This is a genomic window from Paenibacillus amylolyticus (genome assembly GCF_047302515.1).
Classification (GTDB): Bacteria; Bacillota; Bacilli; order Paenibacillales; family Paenibacillaceae; genus Paenibacillus; species Paenibacillus amylolyticus_G.
Genome location: NZ_CP168019.1, coordinates 6,853,207 through 6,879,986, shown reverse-complemented (window position 1 = coordinate 6,879,986; position 26,780 = coordinate 6,853,207). Strand labels below are relative to the sequence as shown.

Annotated in this window: 27 protein-coding genes; 8 read left to right on the top strand and 19 right to left on the bottom strand. The window is 46.6% G+C overall.

The genetic code is table 11. The annotated features are described in order from the left end of the window. Positions 1-47 precede the first annotated feature (47 nt). From ACDJ59_RS30070 to ACDJ59_RS30060, 3 genes are all read right to left on the bottom strand, one after another. Positions 48-491 (bottom strand): FixH family protein, encoded by a 444-nt coding sequence (locus tag ACDJ59_RS30070; RefSeq protein WP_413407148.1) that lies wholly within the window; start codon positions 489-491, stop codon positions 48-50. A 19-nt stretch (positions 492-510) separates the two neighbouring features. Further along, the gene (locus ACDJ59_RS30065) at positions 511-960 is read right to left on the bottom strand and encodes a disulfide oxidoreductase (RefSeq protein WP_413407147.1); all 450 of its coding nucleotides are present in this window, start codon (positions 958-960) and stop codon (positions 511-513) included. Positions 961-1,148: 188 nt separating this feature from the next. After that, a complete protein-coding gene (locus ACDJ59_RS30060) occupies positions 1,149-2,771 on the bottom strand; it encodes a copper amine oxidase N-terminal domain-containing protein (protein WP_413409944.1) in 1,623 nt (540 codons plus the stop codon). A gap of 335 nt (positions 2,772-3,106) precedes the next feature. On the opposite strand from ACDJ59_RS30060, the gene ACDJ59_RS30055 reads away from it, so the two are divergent. Both ACDJ59_RS30055 and ACDJ59_RS30050 read left to right on the top strand, forming a co-directional pair. After that, complete coding sequence (locus ACDJ59_RS30055; RefSeq protein WP_017692174.1) at positions 3,107-3,313, top strand: hypothetical protein; 207 nt, start codon at positions 3,107-3,109, stop codon at positions 3,311-3,313. A 202-nt stretch (positions 3,314-3,515) separates the two neighbouring features. Further along, a complete protein-coding gene (locus ACDJ59_RS30050; protein ID WP_413407146.1) occupies positions 3,516-4,610 on the top strand; it encodes a stalk domain-containing protein in 1,095 nt (364 codons plus the stop codon). A gap of 122 nt (positions 4,611-4,732) precedes the next feature. Here ACDJ59_RS30050 and ACDJ59_RS30045 read toward each other — a convergent pair whose 3' ends face one another. From ACDJ59_RS30045 to ACDJ59_RS30035, 3 genes are all read right to left on the bottom strand, one after another. Then, positions 4,733-5,389: a hypothetical protein gene (locus ACDJ59_RS30045; RefSeq protein WP_413407145.1), complete on the bottom strand. Its 657-nt coding sequence runs from the start codon at positions 5,387-5,389 to the stop codon at positions 4,733-4,735. Positions 5,390-5,424: 35 nt separating this feature from the next. Next, a complete protein-coding gene (locus tag ACDJ59_RS30040) occupies positions 5,425-6,477 on the bottom strand; it encodes a hypothetical protein (RefSeq protein ID WP_413407144.1) in 1,053 nt (350 codons plus the stop codon). Between the two features lie 90 nt (positions 6,478-6,567). After that, positions 6,568-8,286: a DUF6138 family protein gene (locus ACDJ59_RS30035; protein ID WP_413407143.1), complete on the bottom strand. Its 1,719-nt coding sequence runs from the start codon at positions 8,284-8,286 to the stop codon at positions 6,568-6,570. Between the two features lie 286 nt (positions 8,287-8,572). Between ACDJ59_RS30035 and ACDJ59_RS30030 the strand changes: the two genes are divergently transcribed. Next, a complete protein-coding gene (locus ACDJ59_RS30030) occupies positions 8,573-8,815 on the top strand; it encodes a hypothetical protein (protein WP_047841627.1) in 243 nt (80 codons plus the stop codon). A 367-nt stretch (positions 8,816-9,182) separates the two neighbouring features. Here the strand turns inward: ACDJ59_RS30030 and ACDJ59_RS30025 are convergent, their stop codons facing one another. From ACDJ59_RS30025 to ACDJ59_RS30015, 3 genes are all read right to left on the bottom strand, one after another. Continuing rightward, on the bottom strand, positions 9,183-10,835 hold the full coding sequence (locus ACDJ59_RS30025; protein ID WP_413407142.1) for an extracellular solute-binding protein: 1,653 nt from the start codon (positions 10,833-10,835) through the stop codon (positions 9,183-9,185). Positions 10,836-10,955: 120 nt separating this feature from the next. Then, complete coding sequence (locus ACDJ59_RS30020; protein ID WP_413407141.1) at positions 10,956-12,548, bottom strand: response regulator transcription factor; 1,593 nt, start codon at positions 12,546-12,548, stop codon at positions 10,956-10,958. Next, complete coding sequence (locus ACDJ59_RS30015) at positions 12,523-14,283, bottom strand: sensor histidine kinase (protein WP_221820682.1); 1,761 nt, start codon at positions 14,281-14,283, stop codon at positions 12,523-12,525. Before ACDJ59_RS30015 ends, ACDJ59_RS30020 begins: the two co-directional genes overlap by 26 nt. A gap of 318 nt (positions 14,284-14,601) precedes the next feature. Between ACDJ59_RS30015 and ACDJ59_RS30010 the strand changes: the two genes are divergently transcribed. Together ACDJ59_RS30010 and ACDJ59_RS30005 are read left to right on the top strand one after the other, a co-directional pair. Next, positions 14,602-15,522: an ABC transporter permease gene (locus ACDJ59_RS30010; RefSeq protein ID WP_036668173.1), complete on the top strand. Its 921-nt coding sequence runs from the start codon at positions 14,602-14,604 to the stop codon at positions 15,520-15,522. A 34-nt stretch (positions 15,523-15,556) separates the two neighbouring features. Then, positions 15,557-16,435, top strand: coding sequence for a carbohydrate ABC transporter permease (locus ACDJ59_RS30005; RefSeq protein WP_047841631.1), 879 nt, complete (start codon positions 15,557-15,559; stop codon positions 16,433-16,435). Positions 16,436-16,480: 45 nt separating this feature from the next. On the opposite strand, the gene ACDJ59_RS30000 is transcribed toward ACDJ59_RS30005, so the two are convergent. The 7 genes from ACDJ59_RS30000 to ACDJ59_RS29970 all read right to left on the bottom strand — a co-directional run bounded on the left by ACDJ59_RS30000 (position 16,481) and on the right by ACDJ59_RS29970 (position 20,818). Then, a complete protein-coding gene (locus ACDJ59_RS30000) occupies positions 16,481-16,672 on the bottom strand; it encodes an aspartyl-phosphate phosphatase Spo0E family protein (RefSeq protein ID WP_341129914.1) in 192 nt (63 codons plus the stop codon). Positions 16,673-16,910: 238 nt separating this feature from the next. Beyond that, entirely contained in the window at positions 16,911-17,138 is a 228-nt protein-coding gene (locus tag ACDJ59_RS29995; RefSeq protein ID WP_413407140.1) for a hypothetical protein, read from the bottom strand. Then, positions 17,123-17,935 (bottom strand): hypothetical protein, encoded by an 813-nt coding sequence (locus tag ACDJ59_RS29990; protein WP_413407139.1) that lies wholly within the window; start codon positions 17,933-17,935, stop codon positions 17,123-17,125. The genes ACDJ59_RS29995 and ACDJ59_RS29990 overlap by 16 nt, the downstream gene beginning before the upstream one ends. A gap of 24 nt (positions 17,936-17,959) precedes the next feature. Next, positions 17,960-18,958, bottom strand: coding sequence for a hypothetical protein (locus ACDJ59_RS29985; RefSeq protein ID WP_413407138.1), 999 nt, complete (start codon positions 18,956-18,958; stop codon positions 17,960-17,962). Positions 18,959-18,986: 28 nt separating this feature from the next. Continuing rightward, positions 18,987-19,907: a helix-turn-helix transcriptional regulator gene (locus ACDJ59_RS29980; RefSeq protein WP_413407137.1), complete on the bottom strand. Its 921-nt coding sequence runs from the start codon at positions 19,905-19,907 to the stop codon at positions 18,987-18,989. Positions 19,908-19,990: 83 nt separating this feature from the next. Then, a complete protein-coding gene (locus tag ACDJ59_RS29975) occupies positions 19,991-20,179 on the bottom strand; it encodes a hypothetical protein (RefSeq protein WP_074096524.1) in 189 nt (62 codons plus the stop codon). 315 nt (positions 20,180-20,494) lie between these two features. Next, positions 20,495-20,818: an ArsR/SmtB family transcription factor gene (locus tag ACDJ59_RS29970; protein WP_036606795.1), complete on the bottom strand. Its 324-nt coding sequence runs from the start codon at positions 20,816-20,818 to the stop codon at positions 20,495-20,497. A 205-nt stretch (positions 20,819-21,023) separates the two neighbouring features. Between ACDJ59_RS29970 and ACDJ59_RS29965 the strand changes: the two genes are divergently transcribed. Continuing rightward, the gene (locus ACDJ59_RS29965; protein ID WP_413407136.1) at positions 21,024-22,403 is read left to right on the top strand and encodes an MFS transporter; all 1,380 of its coding nucleotides are present in this window, start codon (positions 21,024-21,026) and stop codon (positions 22,401-22,403) included. A gap of 202 nt (positions 22,404-22,605) precedes the next feature. Here ACDJ59_RS29965 and ACDJ59_RS29960 read toward each other — a convergent pair whose 3' ends face one another. From ACDJ59_RS29960 to ACDJ59_RS29950, 3 genes are all read right to left on the bottom strand, one after another. Beyond that, complete coding sequence (locus ACDJ59_RS29960; RefSeq protein WP_074096526.1) at positions 22,606-23,055, bottom strand: nuclear transport factor 2 family protein; 450 nt, start codon at positions 23,053-23,055, stop codon at positions 22,606-22,608. A 165-nt stretch (positions 23,056-23,220) separates the two neighbouring features. Then, positions 23,221-23,628, bottom strand: coding sequence for an RrF2 family transcriptional regulator (locus tag ACDJ59_RS29955; RefSeq protein WP_017692155.1), 408 nt, complete (start codon positions 23,626-23,628; stop codon positions 23,221-23,223). A gap of 106 nt (positions 23,629-23,734) precedes the next feature. Beyond that, a complete protein-coding gene (locus tag ACDJ59_RS29950; protein ID WP_339195655.1) occupies positions 23,735-24,574 on the bottom strand; it encodes an AraC family transcriptional regulator in 840 nt (279 codons plus the stop codon). Positions 24,575-24,692: 118 nt separating this feature from the next. Between ACDJ59_RS29950 and ACDJ59_RS29945 the strand changes: the two genes are divergently transcribed. Together ACDJ59_RS29945 and ACDJ59_RS29940 are read left to right on the top strand one after the other, a co-directional pair. Then, positions 24,693-25,697, top strand: a complete 1,005-nt coding sequence (locus tag ACDJ59_RS29945) for a Gfo/Idh/MocA family protein (RefSeq protein ID WP_413407135.1) — start codon at positions 24,693-24,695, stop codon at positions 25,695-25,697. 20 nt (positions 25,698-25,717) lie between these two features. Beyond that, a complete protein-coding gene (locus ACDJ59_RS29940; protein WP_100529885.1) occupies positions 25,718-26,665 on the top strand; it encodes an aldo/keto reductase in 948 nt (315 codons plus the stop codon). Positions 26,666-26,780 lie beyond the last annotated feature (115 nt).

Sequence of the window (26,780 nt, the reverse complement as noted above, 5' to 3'; positions counted from 1 at the left end):
CGCCTGGAAGAGCTTGCACGGTATATTCATCGGGTGAACTACAACGATTACTCCACGGTTACCTTTGTTCTAGGCATGGTATGCATCGCTCCTGAGGTTACATGCGCCTGAACGACATACACTCCGGGTTCCTGAAACGCATGTTTTACTTCATATATACCATCGCCTATAGATACAGCCTTCGTCGCTCCCCGAGATTCAAGTTCTTCGGCACTCATCATTCCTTGATCGAATGAAGGTGCTTCGGGCTCATCCTGTTCATTCCATACCTGAAACTGCACATGATCGGCATCATTTACAGGCTGTTCTCCCTGTGTCAGCTTGATCTGCAAAGCGACCTCTTCATTCACTTTCGCCTTATCCGGCATCATGAGTTTCACCCGGATCATCTCCGGCATCTCCCCAGAAGCAGATTGCTCCTCATAGGAGCAGCCAGCGACCAAAAGTATTAGCACCAGGAAGGGCATGAACCAACGAGCTAGTCCGCTCATCACCATCTATCCTTTCTTATTAAGAAGATTTTGGTGTTTTGCCGATACCCCACAGCATCACGATGATGATAATAAAGGCGATCAGTGCCAGTAATGGAATCGTGATGAAACCAAACCAGTTCAAATAGTCGGTATAACATGGGACCTTACCACACGCGACGGCATTACCTGTAGCTGAAAAAATACGCTGGATCGTTACATGATATAACGAAATGCCGCCACCGACGAAACTCAGTGGGAGTACGTATTTTGTGATACCCACGTCATCTTTAAAGTAGGCAATGCCCAGCAAAATCGTTAGTGGATACATGAATATGCGCTGGTACCAGCACAGATCACATGGAAGAAAGCCCTTGATCTCACTGAAATAGAGACTGCCCCCTGTTGCAATAACGGAAACGGCCCAAGCAACAAATAACCGGGTATCCACATTTCTCTCTGGACGCTCCGATTTTGATGATGTACTCATTCCTCTGTCCCCCTCTTCATTTTGCTTATACCAAATTATCATACATCATTCTAGACTCCATCGGCTATTCAAGCTGTTATGTAGGTCATTACTCGATGATTATACCAAATTTTTGAACTTTTGGGTGAATGCAAAAAAGCTGCCGTATGGGGCAGCTCTTTTGTTTGATTCATATGAAAAACGTTGGATTACATCGATTTAGTCAACGTAATGGAACCATCTTTTTGTGCCCATTTCACGTCCCAGTTCAAAAGTTCAGCAATGAAACGCAGGGGTACTTGCGTACGTCCATCTTTGTTTACAAATACAGTTGCACCTACGTTTTTCTTCACGCCGTTCACTTCCATAACGTTGTTGTTCACCCAGAATTCAAGGGTATCATCGCCAGCCATTACCGTTACTTGTTGTGCTTTTTTGTCCCATTTCACCGTTGCACCGATACCTTCACTCAGGAAACGCAATGGAATGTATGTTGTGTTTTTCCAAAGCACTGGTGTGGTATCCATGTTGGTTGTTTTATCGTTAATTTTCAGCATTTTGCTGTTCAATTGCATCCACACCGTTGTCATTTCTGGCGCTGGTGCAGGTGTTGCTGGCTCTTGGAATTTGTCGTTGAATTGAGTCACAATGGCGTTACCCAGGGCTTGACCTACACCAAACATCACTTTGAAGCCTTCACGGTTCGTTGTGTACGAAGCACCATAGTTACCTGCTGCATATTGATCCAATACGTTTTGCACTTGATTTTCATGTGTTGTCAGCGCTTGTTGTCCTGCTGCTTTTGGCAACTTGCCAGCTGTTGCTGAATCCAGGAATGTAGCGAACTCTGTTGTAAATCCATCAATACGTTTCTCTACTGCTGCACGAGCCGTAGCATCGTTGTTTTTAACAGCTTTTACATAATCGCTTTGCGCGTTAACGTGATTGGTTACCCAAATTTTCTCGAAAGCATTGGCACCATCGTTACCGTAAACGGAAGCAATCGCTGCTTTGAAGTCAGCTGTGTTTCCAGCTTCAGCTGTAATCAGTGCATTGGAAGCGGCTGTACGTCCATCATATTGCTCTTGCATTTGCAGAGCCGAAAGCGCAAAGTGCTCGGAAGCCAAGTGGTTGAGTGCAGATCTCAGATCAGCTGCTTTTGTATCCGCTTTGGTATTTTCAAATTTCTCAGGCATTTGTGTCGTAATTGCTGTGGAGAGTGCCTTACTTACGTCGAACATTTCTTTGAAACCTTCACGGTAAGCCTTGTATGCATCAGCGTAATCTCCAGCTACATACTCATCAAATACTTTTTGCACGAGATCTTCATGCACTTGCAGAGCCTGTTTAGCTGCTGCTTTTGGCAACTTGCCTTCGGTTGCTGTGCTCAGGAATGTGGAGAACTCATCCACGAAACCGTTGATGTTTGCCTGTGCTTGTTTGATTCCAGCCTGGTTGCCCATTTTGGTTGCTTTCACCAGATCATCTGTGTATTTGTTATGAGCGCGGAAGATGCGTTCGAATTCTTTGGCACCTGCGTCACCGTATAGGGAAGCGATTGCTGGTTGCATATCCAGTGCATTCTGGTCGAGTGCTTTGTAGGCTGCATCTGCATCTTTTGCTCCGTCATATGCTTTGGCCATTGCCGTTACTGCGAGTGCAAAGTGCTCGGACAACAGGTGGTCCAGGTTTGCTCTCAAGTCAGCCGCAGGTGTGTTCACGGATGCTTTCATTATGGTCATTGGTGTCTGTGGTGCGGCAGCTGCTCCAGCGATCCCCGGCATCAACAGTGTCAAGCTAAGTACAGGTGCGATAAATTTCTTCATTTTCATTTTCATTACGTGTTCACTCCTCGATTATGTTTTGTGTATAATTTTTTTCCTCGTCGTTGTCTTCATAGGGTGTAACGCAGGGTTCTCTATTCTAGATCACTCTGTGGACAAAAAAATTCACAGCCTTCAGCGAAGAAAGCTGCGAATGCCTGTTGTATCAAGGTTTTTTTGAATTAAAAAAATATAAAATTGTAGTGATCTTTGCGATCCAAGACTACATACACACTGTAAGACAGATACTTCATTTACCTTATTTTATCAACTAAATCTTACATCAAAGGTTAACTTGAAGTACAATAAAGACATATCATATTATTCGCAAAGGAGGTCCATTCATGACCTGGTTGCCTTATGTTTTAATTGTGGGTATCGCCTTATTTGGAGGTATTGCTACCATGATCATCGGAAATTCCAAAGCCAATCAGACCAGCAACCCCGAATATGACCGCCGCACAAAGCAAAACCTAAGCAAACTTTCCTATGTATACGTTGGTGCGATTGTACTTGGTTTTGGCGGACTAATCCTCTATCTTTTTAACTAAAATGTTTCGATTCGGCAAACACGCCAGGCAGCTTCAGTTTTCGTTCTACATTCTCCGTATATATACACATGTTTACAAGTTGGAGATAATTCAGAATTATTCTGGATATGTTCGGGGTTTAATATAAAGTCATAAGGGACAGCGAGCCCATTAAACAAAACAAACCCCAACCTTGAAGGAGAGATATATGATGAAAAAAAACATGAAGAAATCCGTAGCTACGATGATGGTACTGGGCATGACATTAACAGGAGCAACGGGTGTATTCGCCGGAACGCAACTAGAGAAAATCTCTGCATACCTTAACCATGGAATCAGCTTTAATGTCGATGGAGCGGCTTACTCACCAACGGATGGCAATGGCAACAAACTTGCGCCAATTACTTATAACAACTCTACTTATCTGCCCGTACGAGTACTTGCCGATGCACTGCATGTGCCTGTATCCTATGACGGCAAAAAAGGACAGGTCATTATCGGCCAAGCAACAAGCAACCCATCAGCTTTGACAAATGTAACGTATAGCGCAGCACAAAAAGAGGCGATTCAAAAGGCTTTTGCACAATTCGATGGGTTCGAGACAGCTTATGCCCCTCAGCAGATGATCGCAGGTGACACGTTCAAAAGTGTAGGTGCGGGTGGCGACAGTGTAAGCTTTATTTTTAGCCATATGAAAGTGGATGTATCTCCAAGAGATTATTCGGACGGCTATACGAGCAAAGACGTGAAACTGTCCAATGGCGTTATCGCCAAATGGTACACACCAGATCAAACGGGTATGCTCACATTCAAACTGGATGATCGTTACGTTACCCTTAGCTCGCCGGATCATAAGCTGAGTCAAGCTCAGTTGCAACAAGTCGCTGTCTCTGTTCAAAAAGCCAACAGCAACAATGATCAAGGGATCACTGCATTCGCAGATGTGAACTATAGCAAACAACAATTGGATAACATTCGCAAAGCATTTGCGAAGTTTGACGGGTTCACAACAGCCTATGCCCCACAACATATGGTTGCTGGAGATACGTTCATAAGCGTAGGTGCAGGCGGTGATGGTGTAAACTTTGTTTTTAATCGTATGAATGTAACGGTATCCCCTAAAGATTACTCGTTCAGCTATGATGGTAAAACGGTAAAACTGCCTAATGGCGTATCAGCCAAATGGTACACACCGGATCAAACGGACATGCTCACATTCAAGCTGGATGATCGTTATGTAACACTCAGCTCACCGAATAACCAATTAACTCATACTCAACTGGAGCAAATGGCGGTATCCGTACAAAAAGTGAAATAAACAAAAATAAACACACATCATTTCGGTCCCGCTCTATGAGCTGGGGCTGATTTGATGTGTGTTACGTATGCTCAAGCTCTGCTACAAAGACCGCTTCCTGTTCGTCTGTCCCTATCCTGCAATTAACTCTCTGCCTTATTCATGATCTGGCGAAGCCAGTAATACCGATGCAAGTCCATGATAAAATGAAATACCACAAAAGCCAGCATAATGTATACACACATTAGCACAACAGCCACAGTCTGCTGTGTAACAAAGGCCAGTGAAATATTGGCCAGGAGATATGCTCCGCCCGTAATCATCGTTATTGTGGCACCAGGCACATCCGTGCTTTTATCCCCTTTTTTACGCTGAGGGGGCTGCTGCAGCTTACGCAAACGAAACTTCACGTACTGGAACACGGCAAAACCATATACCACAAATGATCCAATAGCGTACCAAGGTGTCGACAGACCAAGTATCCCGTAGGCAAACTTCTGTATAATTACCATAAATCCCACAGAACAAACGATGCCAAATACACCTCGGAACAATACATAATTCAGTTGGAGTCTGCGTGGGGCAGCAATCAGGGCAATCGCCCATGTATTCATAAAGCCCAGCGGTGGCAAGAGAATATACGTATACAGCGATTGGAACGGGACACTGAACACGGGAATAAGCAGAAATACGTTAAGAAAAAACAGGACAAGTATGCCTGCACTCAGCCGAATACCATCTACCGTATAGATAACATAAGGTGAATCATCATACGGTTTTGAACGTTTATTGTTCGCCATTATAGCTCTTCCTTGATAGATTCGTTTCGTCATGACTACAATGCCAGTTCAGCCAAACGAATAACCCTGCGATACATCATCGCATCCATCAAATCCTCCCAGTCAAGTTCACTTGCATTAACGTCTCGATAATAGACCGCAGCAGCAGGCAAGAAACCAACCAGCGGCCCTGTTCCACCACATATCAGGCTCCCGCCGTCTCCGCCTTTGGGCATCACATCCCCAGACGAATCGAGCGTAAGCTCATACTTGTAGGGATCACCAGCAAATTGCACCCCGAAGAAATTTGGCATTTCCAGATCATAAGGACGATCATCCTTTTCTTCAACCCGTGAAGAGGCCGTCTCTGCCGATCCATCCACAATCTCATCCACGCCTTCCAGACTTCCAAAGTGCTTCAATCTCATCGTATAGTCGAAGCTGTCACCCCAGGGAAATAACGTGCGACAACCGCCGCCATAGATATACTCCCATTCGTCTTCGGTCAGCAAACCAAAACCCGCCGCAGCTTCCTCCCTCACAACGTCTTCCAGTTCTATTCCTTCGTTGAACCACAGGATTTGGACTTCATTCTCACTTTGGCGAATCAGACGGAATTGTTGATGCAATTCATATTCACGTATTTCCGATTGCTTGAACTGCTCCAGTGCTGACGGGAAATCAGGATTTTCCTGTGCAAATGCTTCCTCCTCGGACACTTCAATCCAGCCTAGCGAGATCAGTTCGCATTCAACAAGCATCGGTGCAATAGTAACTTCTCTCACGGGTGACATTTGACTCGCCAGAAACGAATCCACATCCTCGACACCATACTCACTGACCGTTTCATGCAAGTCGGTTGAGGTCTCTTCGTTCATACCATGCTGCCAACGATCCCAGCCGAGTGTTACTTGATCCCCAGGCACAAACACAAATCTCAGCCCATCCTCCGTAAATACACCTGTCTCCATCCGCTGACCGAATCGTTCAAATGTCTCGAGACCCTCATATACCATAGCATCTGGTAACTGACGAACAAGCTTACGCATCCAAGCCTCTTTGTCCCGAGCATTCAACCCCTGCCACATGTTTCGTCTCAATGTTTCCATAACTCTCCCCACCTTTCCTTATACACTTTCACTTCTCTAAAATGCTTTACTGGCTCGCACATCACAATCTTACTTGTCTTGTGCACATCTTCATTTCCCTGCGACTTGCAACAGTTCCAGCAATAATTCCTTCCGTCTTCCCTCCGCTTTGCGAGCGAGCGTTGTGAGCTTCTCCACCTTGCCGAAGATCGGATAGAGTACATGTTCCGCTTCATAATGCTCAAGTCCTTGAATCTGTCTAACCAACAGTTCAAGTATTTCCTCATTCTCCAGTTCGGGCTGAATCTTCAGCTTCAGACTATCGGTCGAACGACGCAAGCTGGCGACTAATGCAGGTATGGCTTGAGCCGTGACACCCTGTTTTTCCAGAAATGCCGCAATGAACTTATCCTGAATCAACTGATGCTCATCATCCACTTCACCCATGTAATATTCAACCAACGGGAAATACTGCTCATCCACAAGCCCCAGTCCAAAGGTTGCATAACTGCCCGGCATACAGCTTTTCTCTCCCTCTGTATCCTCGTAGAACTCAAACTCCTGGATAGCCTCACGCGCATACTCTTCCAGAAGTGGATGCAATTCCGGGTACTCCAGTGCATTGGCAAAGATTCGGTGGGTATCCGACTTCGCGAGCCCTTTGATCGGCAAATACCGCTTTACGCTGGACTTGAGCTTGATCTTATAACTTTTCGGAAAGCCCTGTTTCAATAAATGAGTGATAAAGGTAAGTGCCTGTTGATAGGCACCAGCCCCTTCCTTACGAATGTGAATGGTCATCAGAGCAAATACATCATTTGCTTTGCATTCCACTTCTTCCGTTCTCACATGAATACCGTCCTTCGCATACGTTCCGCTACCTTCTGTCATCATACGCGCCGCACGTTTGCTACCGAGTTGCTTCGCGAGCTCCAGAAAAGTCACACCTTTGGATTTGCTATAACTGGGCTCAAAACGTAGAATCATGACCGCCGCGTATAATAGCAGATCGATTGGTTGAGTTTCGGATGTTTGCGCCTTCCCAGGCTCGTCCAAATGTTGGCCTTCCTGTGTCTCAACGTTCGACTCCAGCGTTGCTCCTGGTTTTAGTGAATACTCATTGGTACGATAAGGCGAAGACTGAACATCATAATACTGTGGCAAAAACTGATTCTCCGCCCATGCCGTCACCGCACGAGTTATCTCACCACGATGTTCCGCAAGTGCCTCCGGACGCCCCTGATTCAACTCTTGAATCCGGTCATACTGCCTGATGGTCCATGCTACATCCAACTCCGGGAACAGCTTTGGATCGAGCAGATGACTCGTCAAAAAGAAGGATTCCAATGGCTTCGTTGGATATGTACTGTTCTCCAAATTCTTATCTACATAGGTATGAATACGCTCAAGGAGCAGCTTTCTTTTCTCTTCGTTTATCCATTCCAATAAAGTCAGTTGCAGCTTGCCTTCGGTTGTAGGGAATTTCCCGCGAAAGGTGAAGCGGTAGTCAATCAAAGGTGTGTCAGCCAGCTTGTCCAATCTTCCTTGAATAACCTCTACAAGCTTAGGCCCGATCTCGTTCCGTACCTGTTCCTCCGTAAAGGCTCCTCCCTGCTTTGATTTCACATCATCATCATCCAAACCCAGATCCAGGCTGTCTACGGTGGTCCGGCCAGGACTATAATCCAGTACAATATCATTAAAAATACCCATTTGCAGCGTTGTTCGCTTCACAACACTTTCCAGGTCATCCCGCTTTTCCTGTTCATCAAACCATTCATGGATCGTCGTAATCATCTCTTCCATCGCCTGATCATAAAGTGTACTCATCTAATCTCCTGCCTTCCCATGCATCTAATGTTCACCAACCACACTTGAACCTCTATAAATCCCGGATCAATCCGAGGCACCTATTTTATAAATACGTATTGATGTTCGTATATTACCTATTATTTTACTCTCTCAAGTACACCCGGAACAATAAGGCTTATGCACGGTTGTTCAGTAAAAGAGATCTACGGTTGCTTTCATAACTATGTACGCTCTCGGCATGCCCTCGCTATCATCATCCCCACGTTGTATAATCATTGTATTCCTTTTCAGGAGGTCCGACTAAATGAGCTACAGCAAATACTTCCCCTTGGAAAACTATTTGAATCAGGTTTCAATCACCCTTACATATGCAGAGCTTGAGGAGATTCTCGGGTTTACGTTACCCCCTACAGCGTATAATCGCGAACAATGGTGGGTGAATAATTCCAATAATCATACACAAGCACTATCCTGGTTAAATGCTGGATGGAAGGTTGAGAATGTGATTTTAGGAAAAAACGTTACTTTTGTTCGCTGCGAGTCATAATCGATCTGTACGATATAGATTGAACTAAAGGTTATTCACACTTACAACTCCAATGACAGAACAACCTTCCGATCGCTGTTATCCCCAGATTTTTTTCATTCACTCTTACAAAGGTGAAAATCTAGGGATAAAGGCGAGACTATGCTTCCGATGCAGCTTTCTTTCAGAAAGCTTTTAGCTTCGCTTCTTCAGGTTATTTCTGCCCTCTTCGTTCTCGTGTGAATGTTTTAGTTCAATTTATATAGATTATTGGTATTTACTTCAAAGGCTCTATTTTTCTTATCCTTGTTGTTTTTTGTTATTAAAATGTCTACTAAAAAAGCAGGGGAGAACTGATGAACTCATCAGTTCTCCCCTGCTTTGTAAATTAATTAACTGTCTTATACCACTCGTTCACTTCGGCGGTAATATCATCGCCGCCCATGGACTTCCACTTCGTCACAAATGCATCAAATTCCTCAATGCCCACCTGACCATAGATGATCTTGCTGAACGTATCCTTCTCCAGCTTGTCGATCGCATCCTGTTTCATTTTCATCGTCTCGGTCGGTGCTCCCGTGAACTTGCTCTTGATCGCATTATCTTTATTTGCAACGACGACTTCAGCGGCTACAAACACTTCCGGTTTGTTTGCAATTTTCGTATTTTTCTCAAAAGGGGTCTCCGGCTCTTTACCCTTCGCAAGTTCCGCCAGCGTATCCATCATCAGATTCGGAATTCGCGCACCATCATACGTAATCGTATATTTGAGCGGGGATACGCCGTCCTTCACTTCAGCTTCACCAACGACTTTGCCATCCACGATGTCATAGTCATATCCTTGCGCGAAGCCATGTTCGAATTCGCTGCCCACTTCTGGATTGGCAAAGTTGTCGAACAGATAATTCTGATACGTGAAGAAAATCTCCGGGTTCGCCATGTCTTTGTTAATCAGCACCACCCCGTTACTTGCACCAGATCCATGTTGGTGGCTCTCGCCTGTTGGTCCTGTAGGTAGGGCAATGGCCTTGTACGTGGCACCGTCCACATTTTTCTTCACATCATCAATCGGCCAATTTGGCATCCAGTGTGGTCCCACGATAATGCCAGCTTTGCCTGCGGTGAACAGTTCTGCTGCCTTGATCTCGTCATAGACACCCGCTTCTTTGGGCAGATAGCCTTTGGACAACCAATCTTTCATCGTCGCAAGGCCTTCCTTCACACCTGGCTGAATGGAGCCATATTGCAGTGTGCCGTCTCCAGCATCATTCCATTGTCCAGGCATGGTGTTGTACATGCCGAAGATCCAGCCCGATTCTGTCATCCAGGTATTGAGCGCATTCTTCATGCCCACGGTCAGACCATACGTATCTTTCTTGCCGTTCCCATCCGGGTCCTGATTCGTAAAAGCATCCATGACCGTAACCAGCTCATCCATGGTTTTCGGTTCTTCCAGTCCCAGCTTCTTCAGCCAGTCTTCCCGAATAAACATGACAGAATCGCCGTTGTAGGCATAATCGAAGATCGGAATGCCATAACGCTCGCCCTCATACATGTATGGATACCATTCCTCGGATGCTGATTCGGATGCCTGTTTCCATGTGTCCGAAGCGTATTTGTCAAACAACTCGCCTGCATTGGCAAATTTGCCAGACTCAATTAATTCTCGTACCAGATTGTAGTCTCCCCGAATGGAGACGATATCCGGCAGTTCTTCGTTAGCGGACAGGGACAAGCGCAATTTCGTGTAAAATGCATCATTGGTCACCGATACGGCCCATGGCGTGGTCAGATCGATGCCAAGTCGTTCCTTGGCCCATTTCGTATGCACATTGTTCTGTGCCGTTTCCCCGTTCTTGAACTTTGTATCATCATTCCAGGCCCGCAAATAACTCATCTGTACCGCCGGTTCATACTTCCCGTCTTGCAGAGCAAGTGGTGCAGCGGCTTCCTTCGCCGGTTCTTCCTTGGCTCCCGAACTACATGCCGTTACAGCAACCATCGTGATTGCGAGCAATGCCGTCATCATTTTTCTATACATGAACTAACCCCTCCTCAGGTAACTTGGATACCCTTATGTGCCAAATGCACCTTACATGAAAAGGATAGTGCAGCCGGGGAGGCAAACATATATCACAATTTCAATGTTCATATTGATTTGTTAACCGTTCCGAAAATCCTGCGGGGTCAGTCCATAATGTTTGCGGAACACCTGAATGAAATAAGGCGTGTTGTTGTACCCCACTTCCTGACCAACTTCATAGATCTTCATCGCCGTATGCTTCAGCAAATGAACCGCACGTTCCATTCTGGAACGGATAATATAATCACTAATGCCTTCACCTGTAGATTGTTTGTACATTTTCGACAGATATACCGGGTGCAGATGCACTTCTCCGGCAATGACCTGCAACGATAGATCCTCGCCCAGATGATGGTCAATCCATTGCTGCACCTGCCTAATGAGGGTTGATCCCGCATCCTGTCCCGTATCGTTCGCACTCTCTGCCCACTGCTGCATTACAGACCGAGTCCACGTTTCCAGACTACGCAGCGAGATACCATAACCATCCTTGAGCAGCTGCTGGTACTGCTCCCCAAGCACTTCAGCTAACTGCCTTCCTTCCCGATGAGCCATATAGGAGAATGCCGCCGCCAAATAATGAAAAGCCACATACACATGTTCCGGAAACACACTGTTCGACAGTTCGGCAAAGATCTGATCAATCTTACGGTGTGCATCCTCCATGCGCCCGGCTTCCAGTAACGTCGTCAGACCCGGCGGTTCATACAGCGCTGCAAGAGACTTCAACGTGGCCCCGTTGGTTCCTGCCGCCGCATTCAGATGTAATCCTTTGCCCGCCTCGGCCTGTTTGCGAAGCGCACTGACGGCTTGATGATATAACTGCGGCACCTGATCTGGGAAACGCCCCATACGACTAACGGACAGGGAAATGGTCGCGTTCAGATACTGCCTCACACTGTGAAGCAATCGTTCCCCAAGTCGGCCCATTAAAATTTCCGGTTCGGCTTGGGTTTGTTTGGGACTGGCCATGAAGACCAGATCATCGTAGGCGTCATCCGTGTGACAGAGATGGTAGGTACTGCCGTAGATCTCTTCCACCACATTGGAGATGGCGTACTTCATCAGTCGAAACGCTTTATGTGTGGGTTGATGGTCATCATATCGGATGAGCAACAGTTGCATTTTATCCTGTGGACGGAACCCGATCTCCAATTGCTCCAGCTTGCCTTCGAGTTCAGCATCCGCACATTTATGCCCTAAAAGTACATCCTTCATCAGCTCCGCCCGCTTCTCGGGCAGATGTTCCCTTACCGAATACATGGCCCGCTGATGCAGCATTTGTTTCTCACCCTCCAGACGAATCTGCACTGCGGCCTGCTGTACGGATTCGATCAGTTCTTCATCCCGAACCGGTTTGAGTAGATAACTGACTGTCCCATGTTTGAGCGCCTGCTTCGCATAATCGAAGGAAGCATGCCCCGATAAAATAATACATTTCGTCTGTTCCCACTTTTTCCGGATATGACTGACCAGATCCAGACCGGACAGACCCGGCATGCGGATATCCGTGATAATAATATGGACCTGGTGTGTTGCCATATGTTCCAGTGCCTCTTTGACTGAATAGGCTTTGAATACCTGACCAATCCCGTGTTCTCTCCACGGTATCGAGACAGCGATCGACTCTACTGCGGAATGTTCATCATCCACGACCATCAGATTCATCATGCGGTTGTTCCTCCTCAAACCATCGAATTTCTACACTAAGTCCACCATAGGGAATCGCTCCAAAATGAAGCCCGGACGACAGCCCATATCGCGTAACGAGACGCTGGTGCACATTCCACGTGCCTGTTCCAATCTCCTCGCCCATTGGTTCATTGATCTCCCGTTCCAATTCCGCAATCTCTTCCGCTGTCAGCGTGACACCGTCATTGTCTACAAACAGGCTATATCTTGTATATTTTCGTCCCTCAATATGTTCGGGTACCGCCATCCCCGTTACGACGACATGCCCACTGCCTTCCATCGGCTCAATGCCGTGGATCACCGCGTTCTCTACGATCGGTTGAATGAGTAGCCGCGGAATGTGGAGCAACATCAGTTGCTGCGGTACGGCGATCTCGTAGGTCAGCCGGTTGGTCCGCATCTGTTGAATGGACAGATAATGGTCCAGCAGCCGGATTTCTTCCTCTACTGTCGTCATATCATTCTCGCCCCGCGTAATGTAGCGATAGTAGTCTCCCAGACTTAGCGACATGGCAATAACCGCTTCACGGTTGCCGAGCTGGGTCATATTTTTAATATAAAACAGGCAGTTGTACAGGAAATGCGGATTGATCTGTGATTGCAGATGCTTCAGTGTGGCTTCCCGTGAGCGGATACGTTCCTCGTATACCTTTTCGATCAGTTCCTGAATCTGCTCTGCCATATGGTTAAAGCTCTGGGTGAGATACGCGAATTCGTCACGGGAGTGATCGACCGGAATCCGAGTGGACAGCTGGCCTTTGCGAATTTGTTGCAGCCCTCTCATCAAGCGATGGATGGGCACCTGAACTTTTCGATACAAAAGCAGTGCGGCCCCGATACTCAGTACGAGCAGTAACAGAATGGAGGTAATAAACATATTTCGGCTCTTGTCCATCGGGGTTAACAAATCATCCAATACCACCGGGTTCACGTATACCGCTTGCAGTTGTTTGGAGTGCACGTAACTGACCAGATATTGTTTACCGCCCACCTCCAATTGATGATTGCCTTCCCTCTCCGGCCCGTTAAAAGGCATATCACGCATGATTGCTTCGACCAGTTCGGGGTCCGCCGTACGGTTCAGCAACGGATCGTTACCTGGTACCAGCAAGAAGGGATCTCCTCCCTGCGTTTCTTTGAAATCATCCAACATGGCAACCACGTTCATCGGGTCAAAATTAATCTCCATCACCGTTCGTACACCTGTGTTCACCGGTTTTTCATTCCACTCGTAGTTATCCGTGAAAAAGTAGGTGAAACTCCCCTGCTCCAGCTGCCATTGGCCAGGTTGTGGGAACGTCAACATCTTCTCATCGTAGACTGTCCGGCTGGACATGGTGGATAACACAAGTTCCGCTTGCGGCAGCACAATGGTAATATCGTTCTTCCAGCGGCTGGTAGACTGGTACAACGATAATTTGTCGAGAATATCCAGATAGATGCTGTTTTTCTCATATTGGCTGGTTGAGTCCGTCATGTAACGGTAATGCAGGATACTCGGATCTCGCAACAATGTCAGACCATACAGTGAGAGCTGTTCAATATTTTTATCCACCTGGGAACTGAAATAATTGAACTGGTTCAGACTCGACTGCTGTTTCTCTTCAACGACCATATCCACATTTGCCTGATTCGCGTATGTATAGAGCAGCAGAATGGGTACGAGCAGGCAGATTAAGAGAATGACCGTCTTCGCAAATACTGTGAATTTCATCGTTTCACCCTGTCTCTGAATTTGAAGTCTTTCTACACCGAAGTCCTATTTTATATTGAAAACCCTTACATTTCTATATGATTTTATGTTCTCTCGCTTTCCAGTGGCTTGAAATCCTCTATTCCCATCAACAAGTTAATATTTCAACATCCGCATTGAAATGTTGTTCTATAGTCCGCCCTTTTCCGTTGCTATAATTCAGTTGCTCCACTCTGTGCTGAGGCTTTCTCGCCTCATGTTGCCCGGGCTGGACGAGATAAAGGAGGGACCCTGATGGCTATCGAACAACCGTTAACAACCAATACGCCGGTACGAAAGATGACACCCCATCCACGCAAACGTACCCGCTGGAATTTCAAACGCACGTGGCCGCTGCATCTGATGCTGCTGCCTGCTGTACTGCTCACTTTACTGTTCGCCTATGTGCCCATGGGCGGCATTATTATTGCTTTTCAGGACTTCAAACCGTGGCTGGGGTTCACTGGCTCCAAATGGGTGGGCTGGGACAACTTCCGGTTCATGTTCGAATATCCCGACAGCGTTCAGGTCATCTGGAACACGGTGTTGATTGCTTCGATGAAAATTGTGGCCGGACTTGTGGCCCCCGTGGTGTTCGCCATTTTGCTAAACGAGGTTCGGAACTCTACGTTCAAACGTTTCTCACAGACCTTGGTGTATCTGCCCCATTTCCTGTCCTGGGTTGTCCTGGGCGGCATTCTGCTCGATATGTTATCACCGGAAGGTGGGCTGGTAAACCAGGTGTTAGCGGCGGCTGGCGTTGAACCGATCTTCTTTCTGGGGGATGGCGACTGGTTCCGTGTAACGGTGGTTGTCAGTGATGTGTGGAAGGAGTTTGGATTCGGTACGATTGTATTTCTAGCAGCACTGGCGGGTATTAACCCGGCATTGTATGAGGCTTCGGAGGTAGATGGGGCAACACGACTTAGACAGACATTACATATTACCCTGCCCGCACTCGTGCCGATGATTATCGTGGTAGGTACGTTATCGCTGGGCAATATCCTGAATGCAGGCTTTGACCAGATCTTTAACCTGTACAATCCGCTGGTATATGAAAAAGGCGATATTATCGATACCTTTGTTTACCGGATGGGGATTCTGAATGGCAAAATGAGCTTTGCGACCGCCGTTGGACTATTCAAATCATTTGTCGCGATGTTCCTGGTCATCTCTGCGTACCGGATGGCGTACAAAATCGCCAATTACCGTATTTTCTAAAAGAGTTAGCATAACGCATTAAGGAGGAATCAAGGTGTATCACAAAACAACCGGGTACCGTATATTCAATGGTTTTAACCTGATATTCATCGCGGCCGTCTCGATCCTGTGCATCCTGCCGCTGGTCCATATTCTGGCGGTTTCCTTCAGTGGTAAAGCGGCAGCATCCGCCAATCTGGTGACACTGTGGCCGATTGATTTTACGGTGGACGCCTATACCAAAACATTTGGTAACAGTAACTTTCTCAGTGCACTCTGGATCTCAGTCCAACGTACGGTTCTGGGCACACTGCTCAGTATGACACTTGTCTTCCTGACAGCTTATCCGTTATCCAAGGAAAGTCTTCACTTCAAGGGGCGCTCGTTATATGCGTGGTTTTTCATCTTCACAATGCTATTTAGCGGGGGATTGATTCCGTCCTATATTTTGATCCAGAAGCTTGGATTGATGAATACGATGTGGGCTCTCATTTTGCCGGGAGCGGTGGCTGTCTGGAACCTGATTCTCATGATGAACTTTTTCCGCAACGTGCCAAAAGAGCTGGAAGAAGCCGCATTCATCGATGGAGCCAACCATATCACAACCCTGTTCAAAATCTATCTGCCTGTTTCCATGCCCGCCATTGCCACGATCTCCTTATTCACCATGGTAGGTCAATGGAATTCCTGGTTTGACGGTTTGATCTATATGAATGATGCTTCCAAATATCCACTCGCCACGTTAATGCAGACCATAATTGTACAGCAAGATTTCTCCAACATGAACGTGGATGCAACGCAGCTCCAGAACATGTCTCAACGTACGGTGAACGCGGCTCAGATCTTTATTGGGGCTCTGCCGATTCTGCTCGTATATCCGTTCTTGCAGCGTTTCTTCGTAAAGGGGATTGTGCTCGGGGCGGTAAAAGAGTAAGGCAAACACACGGAATCCCTTCTTGGAATTCTTTGTTCAGAAAGATCATGATTTCAGTTGATTCGAGATCGTTCTCCCGCGAGTTGCATTGTTATATTCATTAATTAACTCATCCAGCACCATGGATTGGCGAATAACCTCCGGATGCCATAGTTCCGGGTATTGACTTGCAATCTGGTAGAGCCTTTGCCGTGCATGTTCGATACATTCCTGAATGGTTTCCGGATTATGTACCATACTCCCGCCCCCTGTTGTCCTTGAATATCATCATCCAAAAAAGACCATCTAATATAATATTCGGAACAAGAGGGGATTTGGATTACCCCAAAATTAAAATTTTGGTTATTTTTTCTTGTAAAAGTTATGATTAGCTTGGATCACATGAGTTGATGTTCATTACAAATAAACCGGATCGGCTGTAGCCTGTCCGGTTTTATTCCTGCTGAGTTTTTCAATTTTCTCTATCATGCTCCATTCATCTTAATCCAACATCCTTAAAACGATTGCCTATCGTCTCTGGAAAGGCACGTTTAATGGCATCAATGGCACGTTGTTCCGTAGCCCCTGCCTTCCGGATAAGCTCAATTACCCTTTGCACACATTCCGGTTCTCTCGAATCCCAAGAGATGAAGTTGTCTATTTCCTCAATGATCATTGTGTACAGGTTTGCGAGTAGCTCATACTCGTCTATGACCTGGTCCATTTGAATGGACAGATGCTTAAGTCCTGCAACATAAGGGGAAATATCCAATCTTGATTTGGCATAATAGCAAAAAGTACAGTTGCCGCTTGTTCAGCGTCATATGTTCCTGACTGCAAAGCAGCAGCAATAGCGGCATACGCAGCCGCCCCACAGGCATAATCTTGGGGCGGCAGCATATAGTCATGAGTTTCCCATTTGTACACGGCCTGGATTAACGATTCCTTGCAAACTTCCCATAAATCGATAGGTGCACAGGCTTCCAGAATCTGATAATACCAGTAGGGTGTACTGTTCCTCCCAAACGAATCATAGGGCAGACGAATGATTTCATTACCTTTACTTTCACAGATGAATAACACCCGTTCCGCATCATCATATCCAGTAACAATGACAAATTGATCGTGCCAGAGAATCGCACCTACGCCCCGGTCAATGGAAGCTTTAATGTCCAGCAGAGCATGCTTCTGATAGAGCGGAAAAGTCGGTTCAAATGAAAATCCACCATGTTGTCCCGTTTTCACACCAATGAAGTCTGCTGCGACAAAGTTCTCTGCCATCCAGTTGTATGTCGGAATTGATTCTGCGGTCAGACGCCGATCCACCACTAATCGGAATGCACTTGCCGTCATACCTGCAATCATGTGGTGCGGGAAATCCATCCACTGTTTATGTAATAAAATGCGATACAACGCATCTGTATACGCGCTCACACCGCTCCATGATCTACATTCATCAGCAAAATTCACAGCTTGCGGGGATTGAATCCAGTCCTGTAATACTACTTTTGTCGCCATCATCCTTCACTCCCTTCCTCTCTCATCCTATCGCGCGGAATGTGCTCCCCACCGTGGTATAGTGGACCTTTTACGGTCAGGATACTTCCTGGATATCACTCGAAAATAATCAATAGCCTGCTCTTCCAGTACTTTCGCCTTCACGAGTACCTGTGCTAGATCTTCTGTCGTATCTGATCGCAAGACACGTCTATTTTCCTGCTGAACTATATATCCTTTCATTTGGTCAATTAACGTCCCAAGCTGTTCATAATATGCACAAGTCTGGTCCAGTTCGTTCCATATCCCTCGAACACCCTGCAAATACATCCTTATTTCGGTTCGCGAATGGCAGAAGGATTCCAAAATATAACCTGCACCGGATTCATCGAAATCCCCACTCCGCAGGGCCTCCACCCACACATCATATGCCTTTTTACCTGAAGCAATATTCTGATCAGGTAACAGACGATAGGGGGTATCCCAATCCTCAATCGCCAGTCGCAGGGATTCCAGCAGCATCTGTTGTTCAGGGATGCGGACCTGATCACCAAACACCTGACAATACCAAAATCCGGTAAAGTTCAAACCGAAATTGTCATACAACAAAATCTGAGGTTCCTTGCTCCATCCGTCTTGCACATAAAAGATGCGGTCACTGTCATCATATCCATGAATAACACCGAACTCAGGAATCCAGTAAATCACACCAGTGCCTTCATCAATACTCCGTCTCACCCAATTCACTGCATCCTGCTGATAATAACCAAACGTGGAATGACGTGTACGTCCCCCATCCCAGATCGTGAATATCCCCAGGTTATCAACTCCGGGACGATGCGCTTCCCCCCATTGTCCATACGCTGTAACCGACATGGGAAGTAGTCTGCGATGCACCGACAGCTTGAAAGCCATGCCCGTATATCCGGCAAGTACAACCTTGGAACCTTGAAACTGGCCTGTATGGGTGAGTATCGCATGCAAACTATCCACGTATGATTTGGACTCCCGCTTCATGACGAGGTTATCTAAAATATTCTCAGCCAAGGAAGTATCTTCTCCTCTCTATGCTGCTTTATTCCACGTTTTGCTTACGTTGTATCGCGAGCCTGTCCATTAATCCTTCTGCGCTTTGCTGAAGCTTGCGTCTAAGCCACCCAGGAGATAAAAGTTCCTCCCATTCGCTAACAAACAAATGCTGCAAGAAAGCATCCGTGTCATAAAATTCAATTGAATAAATCTGATCTTGCCTAGCCCGAATACGATATCCTTGCCATAGGTCCATGTGCTGCAATTCCTTCAAGCGAATCTCAGCTACAAACGGTTTACGCACAGGCAGTGGTTCTTCCCATCCACCTAGGAGGGCATCTGACCTGTACTCAAATCTCTCATCCAAGATCGATACATGAACAATGCCCTCCAAGCGAATCGCCACTTGCTGCACAGGATCTGCTTCATAACCCACCACGTAATCGGCGTTAAACTGGGATATCATCTTTAATGGACACAAGGAAAACTGCCGTTCTCCATCGTGATCCCTGTAATGAATATGTACTCTGCGCAAGTCAGTTATGGCATGGGACAATAATTCAAAGAATTGCAGTTGCTTCGGTTGCGCCGAAAATACCGGAAGCTCGCTACTTCCCATCTGTTGTTCCTCCAACGTAAAACGCTCCAGCAAATGCGCTACACGTTTCACTGCGTCCGATTGATCATAATCGTAATGCCGGTAACGATGCGCCAGATATTTCAGCACACGCTGCTCTTCTTCGGTCATATACAAATGGGGCAATCGAAAAGTCTGATCCTCATAACAATAGCCCCGATATTTTGCCATATACACCAAAGGGGCTCGCAAGGAACTTGCCATATATTCAATATCACGCTGAGCCTGACGACGGGAGATTTCAAATTCACGGGCAAGCCAGCTACTATTCGGAAAACGTCCCCCCCGAATCTGTTCGTCAAACCAGTGAATCCGATGCATGTTACTCATCTTCCCGCCCCCATCTCATCCATTCCTAATATATTCGATTATATCAAAAGACATGGCCCGTTCCGAAGAACAGGCCAGTTATGTTATACATGTGCCTTATCCACTCTGGATTGCACGGCTTTGAAGCATTTCTTGCATACTTTCAGACTTGTACCGTCTGTTTTTGTTTGCGTATACAACAATTTAATTCGGGTACTGCTGCACACCGGGCATGTTCCCCGGCCCCTGGAAGGAAGACTCCACAAAACGCGTCCTCTTTTAGTTTTTGCCAATGGTTGTGAACCTCTTTTCGATATGGTTTGTGTGTTCACCGTTATTATATAGGGCAAGGTACGACACAGAATGTCGCAGCAGTATTAGAGGTAGTTCAAAAAGTCCCCAATTGATCACGAAGTAGACCACGAAGCGAACTCGACATCGAATCTTGCGTTCACCTTCGGAGTCCGGTGCTCATGTAGGTTTGCCTACACTCCGCTCCTCCTCCTTCAGGTTCTCGCAACCTTCTCGGTGCTGAATCGTTAACTTTTTGAACATGCAGTATCAGACAATAAAAATGTCCCCTCTTCGACCTGAAGAAAGGACAACATTTAGGAAGGATCTGTGCTCGACTGAGCTGCGGCTTGCAATAACGGTTGCAGGAGTCCTGGAAAGCGCGTTTCCAAATCATCGGATCGCAGGGTGAGAAAATGCTGTGTGCCCTGCACTCTGACCCGAATGACTCCAGCTTCTCGCAGGGTCCGAATGTGATGCGACATCGTTGACTTCACAACAGGTGCATGAAAATGACTGCACGGCTGCTCCCCGCTTCTCGCTGCTTCGGCAACAATCCCAAGACGGGTCGGGTCGCTTAACGCATACAATACGGAGGAAAGTTCAATATCTGATACTTGTGGATGATGTAAAATCTTCATATTGTAGTCTCCTTTTTTCAGACTATCCATTGTATTTTAACACACATCCATGATATATTTCTAATGTTCGACACCAATCGAACTTTAATGATTTCGTTATGTAACCCCTGCTGTTAGGCACGGGATTGACATCATACTACATTTTGCAAATGTTACACACCGTTTCTGAAATGTTGCGAAATACACATCACTCTAGGAGGTTTTTATGAACAACACCGCAACCGCATCATCAGGGGAACGGACCGGAATACAGGAAGGATTAATTGTAAGCTTGCTTGGCTTCACCGTTGTACTCGTTGTCATGAATACAATGATGTTTAATCTGGCCCTGCCCAAAATAGCAGCCGAATTTATGCTTACATCCGTCGCTTCCTCATGGATTGTTACAGGGTACTCCATTGTATTTGCCATTTCCTCGATTACGTTCTCACGTCTATCCGATTTCATACCCATTCGTACATTATTCACGACCGGGCTTACGTTACTTGGTGCAGCATCCGTTCTAGGATTCTTCAGTGATCATTTCATCATTTTGCTCATTGCACGTCTAATTCAGGCTGCAGGTGCTGCTTCGGTTCCGGGGCTTGCCATTGTGCTGATTACCCGGTACATTCCACATGAACGCCGGGGTAAATCGATGGCTGTCATCATGTCCGCGAGTTCACTGGGGCTTGGACTTGGTCCCGTCATTGGCGGAAGTATTACTCAGTTTCTGGGATGGCATGATCTGTTCATCGTTACGGGATTAACGTTATTCTTGATTCCTGTATTCTTCAAACTGCTCCCGCGGGAAACACCGCAAAAAGGTTCATTTGACCTGCTGGGTGCCGTGCTTCTCGCCATCGGTACTACCGGTGTGCTGTTATTCCTGACTTCCCGTCAGTGGTACACGCTTGTTATCGGTGCTGCGGCACTGCTTCTGTTCTGGCTCCGAATTCGGCGCGCGGCAGATCCATTTGTTCAACCTGCTTTGTTCAAAGACAAAAAATATATGATGCTCAGCTCGCTGGGGATTGTATCGTACATTAATAACTTCTCAACGTTGTTCCTGTTACCTCAAATTTTGGCGCATCTGTATGGACTGACACCTGCTCAATCCGGACTTGTCATCTTCCCCGGTGCAGTCGTGTCTATGCTACTGTCCAACCGGATCGGCCGCATGATTGACCGACACGGCAATACGTTGCTATTGAAATTTGCACCATGGCTGCTACTGGCAGCGGCCGGGCTATTCGCCTTATTTGCAGACAATAACATCTACGCCATTATGGCTGTCTATGTCCTGCTCAGCGTTGGCTTCTCTTCCCTGACCACCAGCGTGTCCAATGAATTGTCAGGCAATCTGACCATGGATCAGGTGGGCGCAGGTATGGGGCTGTTCCAACTCAGTCAGTTCTTCAGCGGTGCTTTCAGTGTTGCTGTTACTGGCGTAGCATTAACGGCAATGCAGAACATGCCGCTGTCCTCAGCGTACACCAATATTTTCTGGGGTATGACCGTAGTTGCACTGGCATCCGTTATTTTCTCTCAGGTGTATCTGAGAATGCAGTCACGGAAAGTCACGAAAACAAGTCATCAGATCTAATATCTCATTTAACCAAAAGAAGTCAGGAAGGGACCCTCGGGTTCTGAACCTGTCTTTTTTTCTACCTATTTTCTATGAATGATACATGTGTCAGCTGCCCTCTTCCACTAACACAAAAAAGCCCCAAGGATGCGTTCATCACGCTCCTCGGGGCTATTATTTTATGGTTGACCAACTTCTCTATTCTTCTAAACTGAGTATACTATTCAAACAGGTCCAAACGAAGACGTTTCAGACTTGTATGTTTGATGTACCACTGGCCGTCGATTTTGACAAAAGTTTCGTGGTAATGCCCAAATCCGTGGAAGGATTTGTTCTCATTGCCCTCCGGGAACGTGACCCAATCTTCCATTGGGGAGATGACCTTTGCTTCGTTCTCAGATACAAATTCAACTTCGGCGCTATGAACATGATGCACAGTTACGGCAACATCCACCAGATCACGGAATACTTGTACGATCGTATCGCGGCCTGTTAATACCGGAATTGGATTGCCTTCTGTGCTGAAATCGGCCACTGCATCCGGAGCAAACACATCACCCAAGGTATCCCACTGTTTCGTATCAATATAGCGGCAATAACGTGCCTTGGTATTCCGAATGTTTTCAAGCGCGAGCAATTGTTCCAGTCCTGTGATCGTTGATTGGCTCATGTGTTGTCCCTCCAGAGATGTAAAATGTGATGTAAAATTAGGATCATGTATGTATGCATACTATACCTTCCTTATTGTACCATTTGCCTTCTATTAGGTACAACGATACAAAAAAATCTTTCCTTACCTCTCGCGAGGTTGGGGAAAGATCACTTCTAGTGCAAGTTACAGGGAGTGTGCACCCTTCATCTGGGAAGCCAGTTCCGACATTTTTTTATTGTTCAAAAAACTTTCCATCTCTTCTTCCGCCTGCACCATCACCTGCTGGATCAAACAGCCTGCGTTATGATTCTGGGAACATTCGAACAGGGACGCCTGACCTTCAATCGCATGAATGATCTCCAGGAAAGAAGGATCCGGATTTTTACGACTAAGCCGGTAGCCACCATTGGCGCCAGAAGTTGATTCGATCATGCCCGCCTTAACCAATTTGGTCAAAATTTTGGACAGATAGGTTGGTGATACCTTCTGCAATTCTGCAAGTTGGTGTACACTAACCAGCTGTTCGGGGGCAGTACTTACAAGATGAAGCATCGTATGCAAAGCATAATTTGTCGCTTTTGAATATTTCATGAGGGCACCTCATTATACACGGATTTAATTTATCCATAATAGACTTGATTGAGCTCTGTGTCAAACCACTATTCCTCAAGCGCTGGCAACATCGAAAGGATACGGGTTAATTGTGATACAATCCGCGGTAATCCGTAGGTGTCATCCCCTCATGGGCCATGAACTGGCGATTAAAATAACTGGCATTGGGATACCCTGCTTCCTCCGCGATTTGTCCAATGTTAGCCGTAGGCCGTTCGAGTAACCATTGCTTCGCCATCTGTAGTCGTGAACGAGTAATAAATTCCATGGGCGTCATCTCCACCGCACTCTTGAACATTTTGCAAAAGTAATACGAACTCACACCTGCGAGATCCGCCCAGTCCTGTAACAGGAAAGGTTGACAGGCCTCCTGCTGCATCTGTGGAAGTAGTGCAAGAACCCGACTCTCCGCCTTACTTGTGGTACGTGTGCTCTTTAAAGGTACTGCATGCTGCACGAACTCGGCAAGTACGGCATAGGTCAGTGTGGATAGTTGAGCCGGACGCAGCATGGTGTTCTGTTCGGCTTCAGTGAGCAAGGCCAGATGAGCCTCTTCCCAAGAGCTGCGTTGCCGTAGTGTCCACAATAGATTGCGATGTAACCCCCGCTCGATCATATAATCATGCAGACGTTCACCGTAAAAATGAACCCATCGTACATCCCATGGATCATCTTCACTACTATAATAATGCTGCCGCTGCTGCGGGAAATAGAGAAACGCCTGACCTGCGCGAAGCTCATGCACCACCCCGTCCACTTCCACATATCCCTTGCCCGAAGCGACGTAGTGAATATTAAAGTTGTTCAGTGCGCCGGCCTCACGCAACACGGCATGCTGGACGTGGTCCATATAATGTCCAACGGACTCGGGATAACAAAAATATGGAATATCCTGCAGGGTAAGCAATACGGTTTGTCTCATCATAGCCGGTTCTCCTTGATCAACAATATTGTGTTAACTAACTTCAATATATTATCATTTTAATTCATTGGTCTATTCTTTATAATCACAATATACATTCATACACAGGAGGATACAACACATGAATTCAGTTCAAAAACTGCGTTGGGGCATTCTTGGTAGCGCTAGCATTGCTGTGGAATCCGTCATTCCAGGCCTGCAGCAATCTGAGTTAAATCAAGTAACCGCGATTGCCAGTCGAGACGAAGATAAAGCCAAACAGACGGCCGAACAACTTGGGATCGACAAGGCTTATGGCAGTTATGAAGCTTTGCTCGCTGATGATTCCATCGATGCCGTATATATCCCACTGCCGAATCATCTTCATCGAGAATGGACGATCCGGGCTGCTGAAGCAGGCAAACATATTTTGTGCGAGAAACCACTGGCTCTGACAGAGCAGGAAGCTCAGGAGATGGTTCAAGCTTGTGCAGATGCAGGTGTGCATCTGGCTGAAGCATTCATGTACCGCCATCATCCACGATATGAGCAGATCCGGGATATCATTGCCAGCGGTGAGATCGGTGAGATTCGTGGTATGCACAGCACATTTTCATTTAATAACTCCAATGCATCCGGCAATGTCCGTTTTCGGCGGGATTGGGGCGGAGGTGCACTGTATGATATCGGATGTTATTCCATCAGCGTAGCACGTCTGCTGCTTGGTCAAGAACCAAGTGCAGCCACTGTTATTGGCATGTTCTCCCCAGAGCATGATCAAGTCGATATGATGGCTTCCGGACTGCTGGAATTCGATAATCACGTTGGCGTGACGTTTGACAGCAGCATGTGGGCAGCCTTCCGCAACACGCTCGAAGTATTGGGATCCGACGGTATTATTGAAGTCCCTTCGGCATTTATCAGTGGACAGGACCGCAGTTCCAACTTTTATGTAACGGCTGGTGGTGAACGCAGAGAGATTGAAGTCCCGCAAGTGAACCACTACTCTCTACAGGGAGATGATATGGCACGTGCTGTACTTCAGGGCAAGGGTCTGCGCTTCGCCCCTTCCGATGCGGTAGCTAATATGAAAGTACTGGAAGCTTGCCTTCGTTCAGCGGAAGAACGTACACGAATTACACTATAATTGAGAGGATGAACTGACTTATGGAATATATCGAAATTGCTGGTGCAGGTAAACGTGTCTCCAGATTGATTAAAGGAACCGATTATTTCGTGCATAATGCCTACGACAAAGCAGCTACGAACATGGATGCTTTTCTGTCGATTGGCGGTAACACTGTAGATACAGCTCATATCTATTGTGGTGGACAGAGTGAAGAAGTCCTTGGTCGTTACATGAAAGAACGTGGTAACCGCGACCAGATCGTCATTCTCACCAAAGGCGCGCATCATGACCAGAATGGACCACGTGTGAACGCTGATGCCATCCGCAGTGACTTGATGGAAAGTCTGGAGCGTCTTCAGACAGATCACGTAGAGATGTATGCCTTGCACCGCGATGATCCCAATACCCCTGTCAGTGTTATTCTTGAAGCACTGAACGAACATATTGAATCCGGTAAAATCGGCGCAATTGGCGCCTCCAACTGGACCTGGCAGCGGCTCGAGGAAGCCAATGCATATGCTGCGGCAAATGGCCTGAAAGGCTTCACATTCAGCAGTCCAAATCTCAGTCTCGCCAAAGCAAACGAACCTTTCTGGGAAGGCTGTGTGTCAGCAGATGCAGAGACGCTGGCATGGCATGAGCAAACCAAACTACCATTGCTATCCTGGTCCTCTCAAGCACGTGGTTTCTTCACTGGAAGGTTCACACCTGAAGTTCGGGATAATGAAGATCTGGTGCGTGTATTCTACAGTGATGACAACTGGGAACGGTTACATCGGGCTGAACAATTGGCTAATTCGAAGAAAACCTCACCCATTCAGATTGCACTCGCTTATGTATTGAATCAGACGTTCCCAACTTGTGCCCTGATCGGAGCCCAGAATCAGGCAGAACTGCTCTCCTGTGACGAAGGATCACGCATCACGCTTACTCCTGCTGAAATCGCATGGTTGGATCTGGGCAGTGATGTACCGGCTGGCATCTAAAGAAAATTAATCATTCCATCATTAATTTTGATGACTCTAAAGAGCTGATATTACGCGATAGGGCGTAATATCAGCCTTTTCTGTTGTGTAAAAGCGATCCACTATTGTAAAACCT

Bases quoted from the DNA above. Each gene is read 5' to 3' on its own strand.
- ACDJ59_RS30070 (WP_413407148.1), bottom strand. From the start codon at position 491: ATGAGCGGACTAGCTCGTTGGTTCATGCCCTTCCTGGTGCTAATACTT.
- ACDJ59_RS30065 (WP_413407147.1), bottom strand. From the start codon at position 960: ATGAGTACATCATCAAAATCGGAGCGTCCAGAGAGAAATGTGGATACC.
- ACDJ59_RS30060 (WP_413409944.1), bottom strand. From the start codon at position 2,771: ATGAAAATGAAGAAATTTATCGCACCTGTACTTAGCTTGACACTGTTG.
- ACDJ59_RS30055 (WP_017692174.1), top strand. From the start codon at position 3,107: ATGACCTGGTTGCCTTATGTTTTAATTGTGGGTATCGCCTTATTTGGA.
- ACDJ59_RS30050 (WP_413407146.1), top strand. From the start codon at position 3,516: ATGAAGAAATCCGTAGCTACGATGATGGTACTGGGCATGACATTAACA.
- ACDJ59_RS30045 (WP_413407145.1), bottom strand. From the start codon at position 5,389: ATGGCGAACAATAAACGTTCAAAACCGTATGATGATTCACCTTATGTT.
- ACDJ59_RS30040 (WP_413407144.1), bottom strand. From the start codon at position 6,477: ATGGAAACATTGAGACGAAACATGTGGCAGGGGTTGAATGCTCGGGAC.
- ACDJ59_RS30035 (WP_413407143.1), bottom strand. From the start codon at position 8,286: ATGAGTACACTTTATGATCAGGCGATGGAAGAGATGATTACGACGATC.
- ACDJ59_RS30030 (WP_047841627.1), top strand. From the start codon at position 8,573: ATGAGCTACAGCAAATACTTCCCCTTGGAAAACTATTTGAATCAGGTT.
- ACDJ59_RS30025 (WP_413407142.1), bottom strand. From the start codon at position 10,835: ATGTATAGAAAAATGATGACGGCATTGCTCGCAATCACGATGGTTGCT.
- ACDJ59_RS30020 (WP_413407141.1), bottom strand. From the start codon at position 12,548: ATGATGAATCTGATGGTCGTGGATGATGAACATTCCGCAGTAGAGTCG.
- ACDJ59_RS30015 (WP_221820682.1), bottom strand. From the start codon at position 14,283: ATGAAATTCACAGTATTTGCGAAGACGGTCATTCTCTTAATCTGCCTG.
- ACDJ59_RS30010 (WP_036668173.1), top strand. From the start codon at position 14,602: ATGACACCCCATCCACGCAAACGTACCCGCTGGAATTTCAAACGCACG.
- ACDJ59_RS30000 (WP_341129914.1), bottom strand. From the start codon at position 16,672: ATGGTACATAATCCGGAAACCATTCAGGAATGTATCGAACATGCACGG.
- ACDJ59_RS29995 (WP_413407140.1), bottom strand. From the start codon at position 17,138: ATGGACCAGGTCATAGACGAGTATGAGCTACTCGCAAACCTGTACACA.
- ACDJ59_RS29990 (WP_413407139.1), bottom strand. From the start codon at position 17,935: ATGATGGCGACAAAAGTAGTATTACAGGACTGGATTCAATCCCCGCAA.
- ACDJ59_RS29980 (WP_413407137.1), bottom strand. From the start codon at position 19,907: ATGAGTAACATGCATCGGATTCACTGGTTTGACGAACAGATTCGGGGG.
- ACDJ59_RS29970 (WP_036606795.1), bottom strand. From the start codon at position 20,818: ATGAAGATTTTACATCATCCACAAGTATCAGATATTGAACTTTCCTCC.
- ACDJ59_RS29965 (WP_413407136.1), top strand. From the start codon at position 21,024: ATGAACAACACCGCAACCGCATCATCAGGGGAACGGACCGGAATACAG.
- ACDJ59_RS29960 (WP_074096526.1), bottom strand. From the start codon at position 23,055: ATGAGCCAATCAACGATCACAGGACTGGAACAATTGCTCGCGCTTGAA.
- ACDJ59_RS29955 (WP_017692155.1), bottom strand. From the start codon at position 23,628: ATGAAATATTCAAAAGCGACAAATTATGCTTTGCATACGATGCTTCAT.
- ACDJ59_RS29950 (WP_339195655.1), bottom strand. From the start codon at position 24,574: ATGATGAGACAAACCGTATTGCTTACCCTGCAGGATATTCCATATTTT.
- ACDJ59_RS29945 (WP_413407135.1), top strand. From the start codon at position 24,693: ATGAATTCAGTTCAAAAACTGCGTTGGGGCATTCTTGGTAGCGCTAGC.
- ACDJ59_RS29940 (WP_100529885.1), top strand. From the start codon at position 25,718: ATGGAATATATCGAAATTGCTGGTGCAGGTAAACGTGTCTCCAGATTG.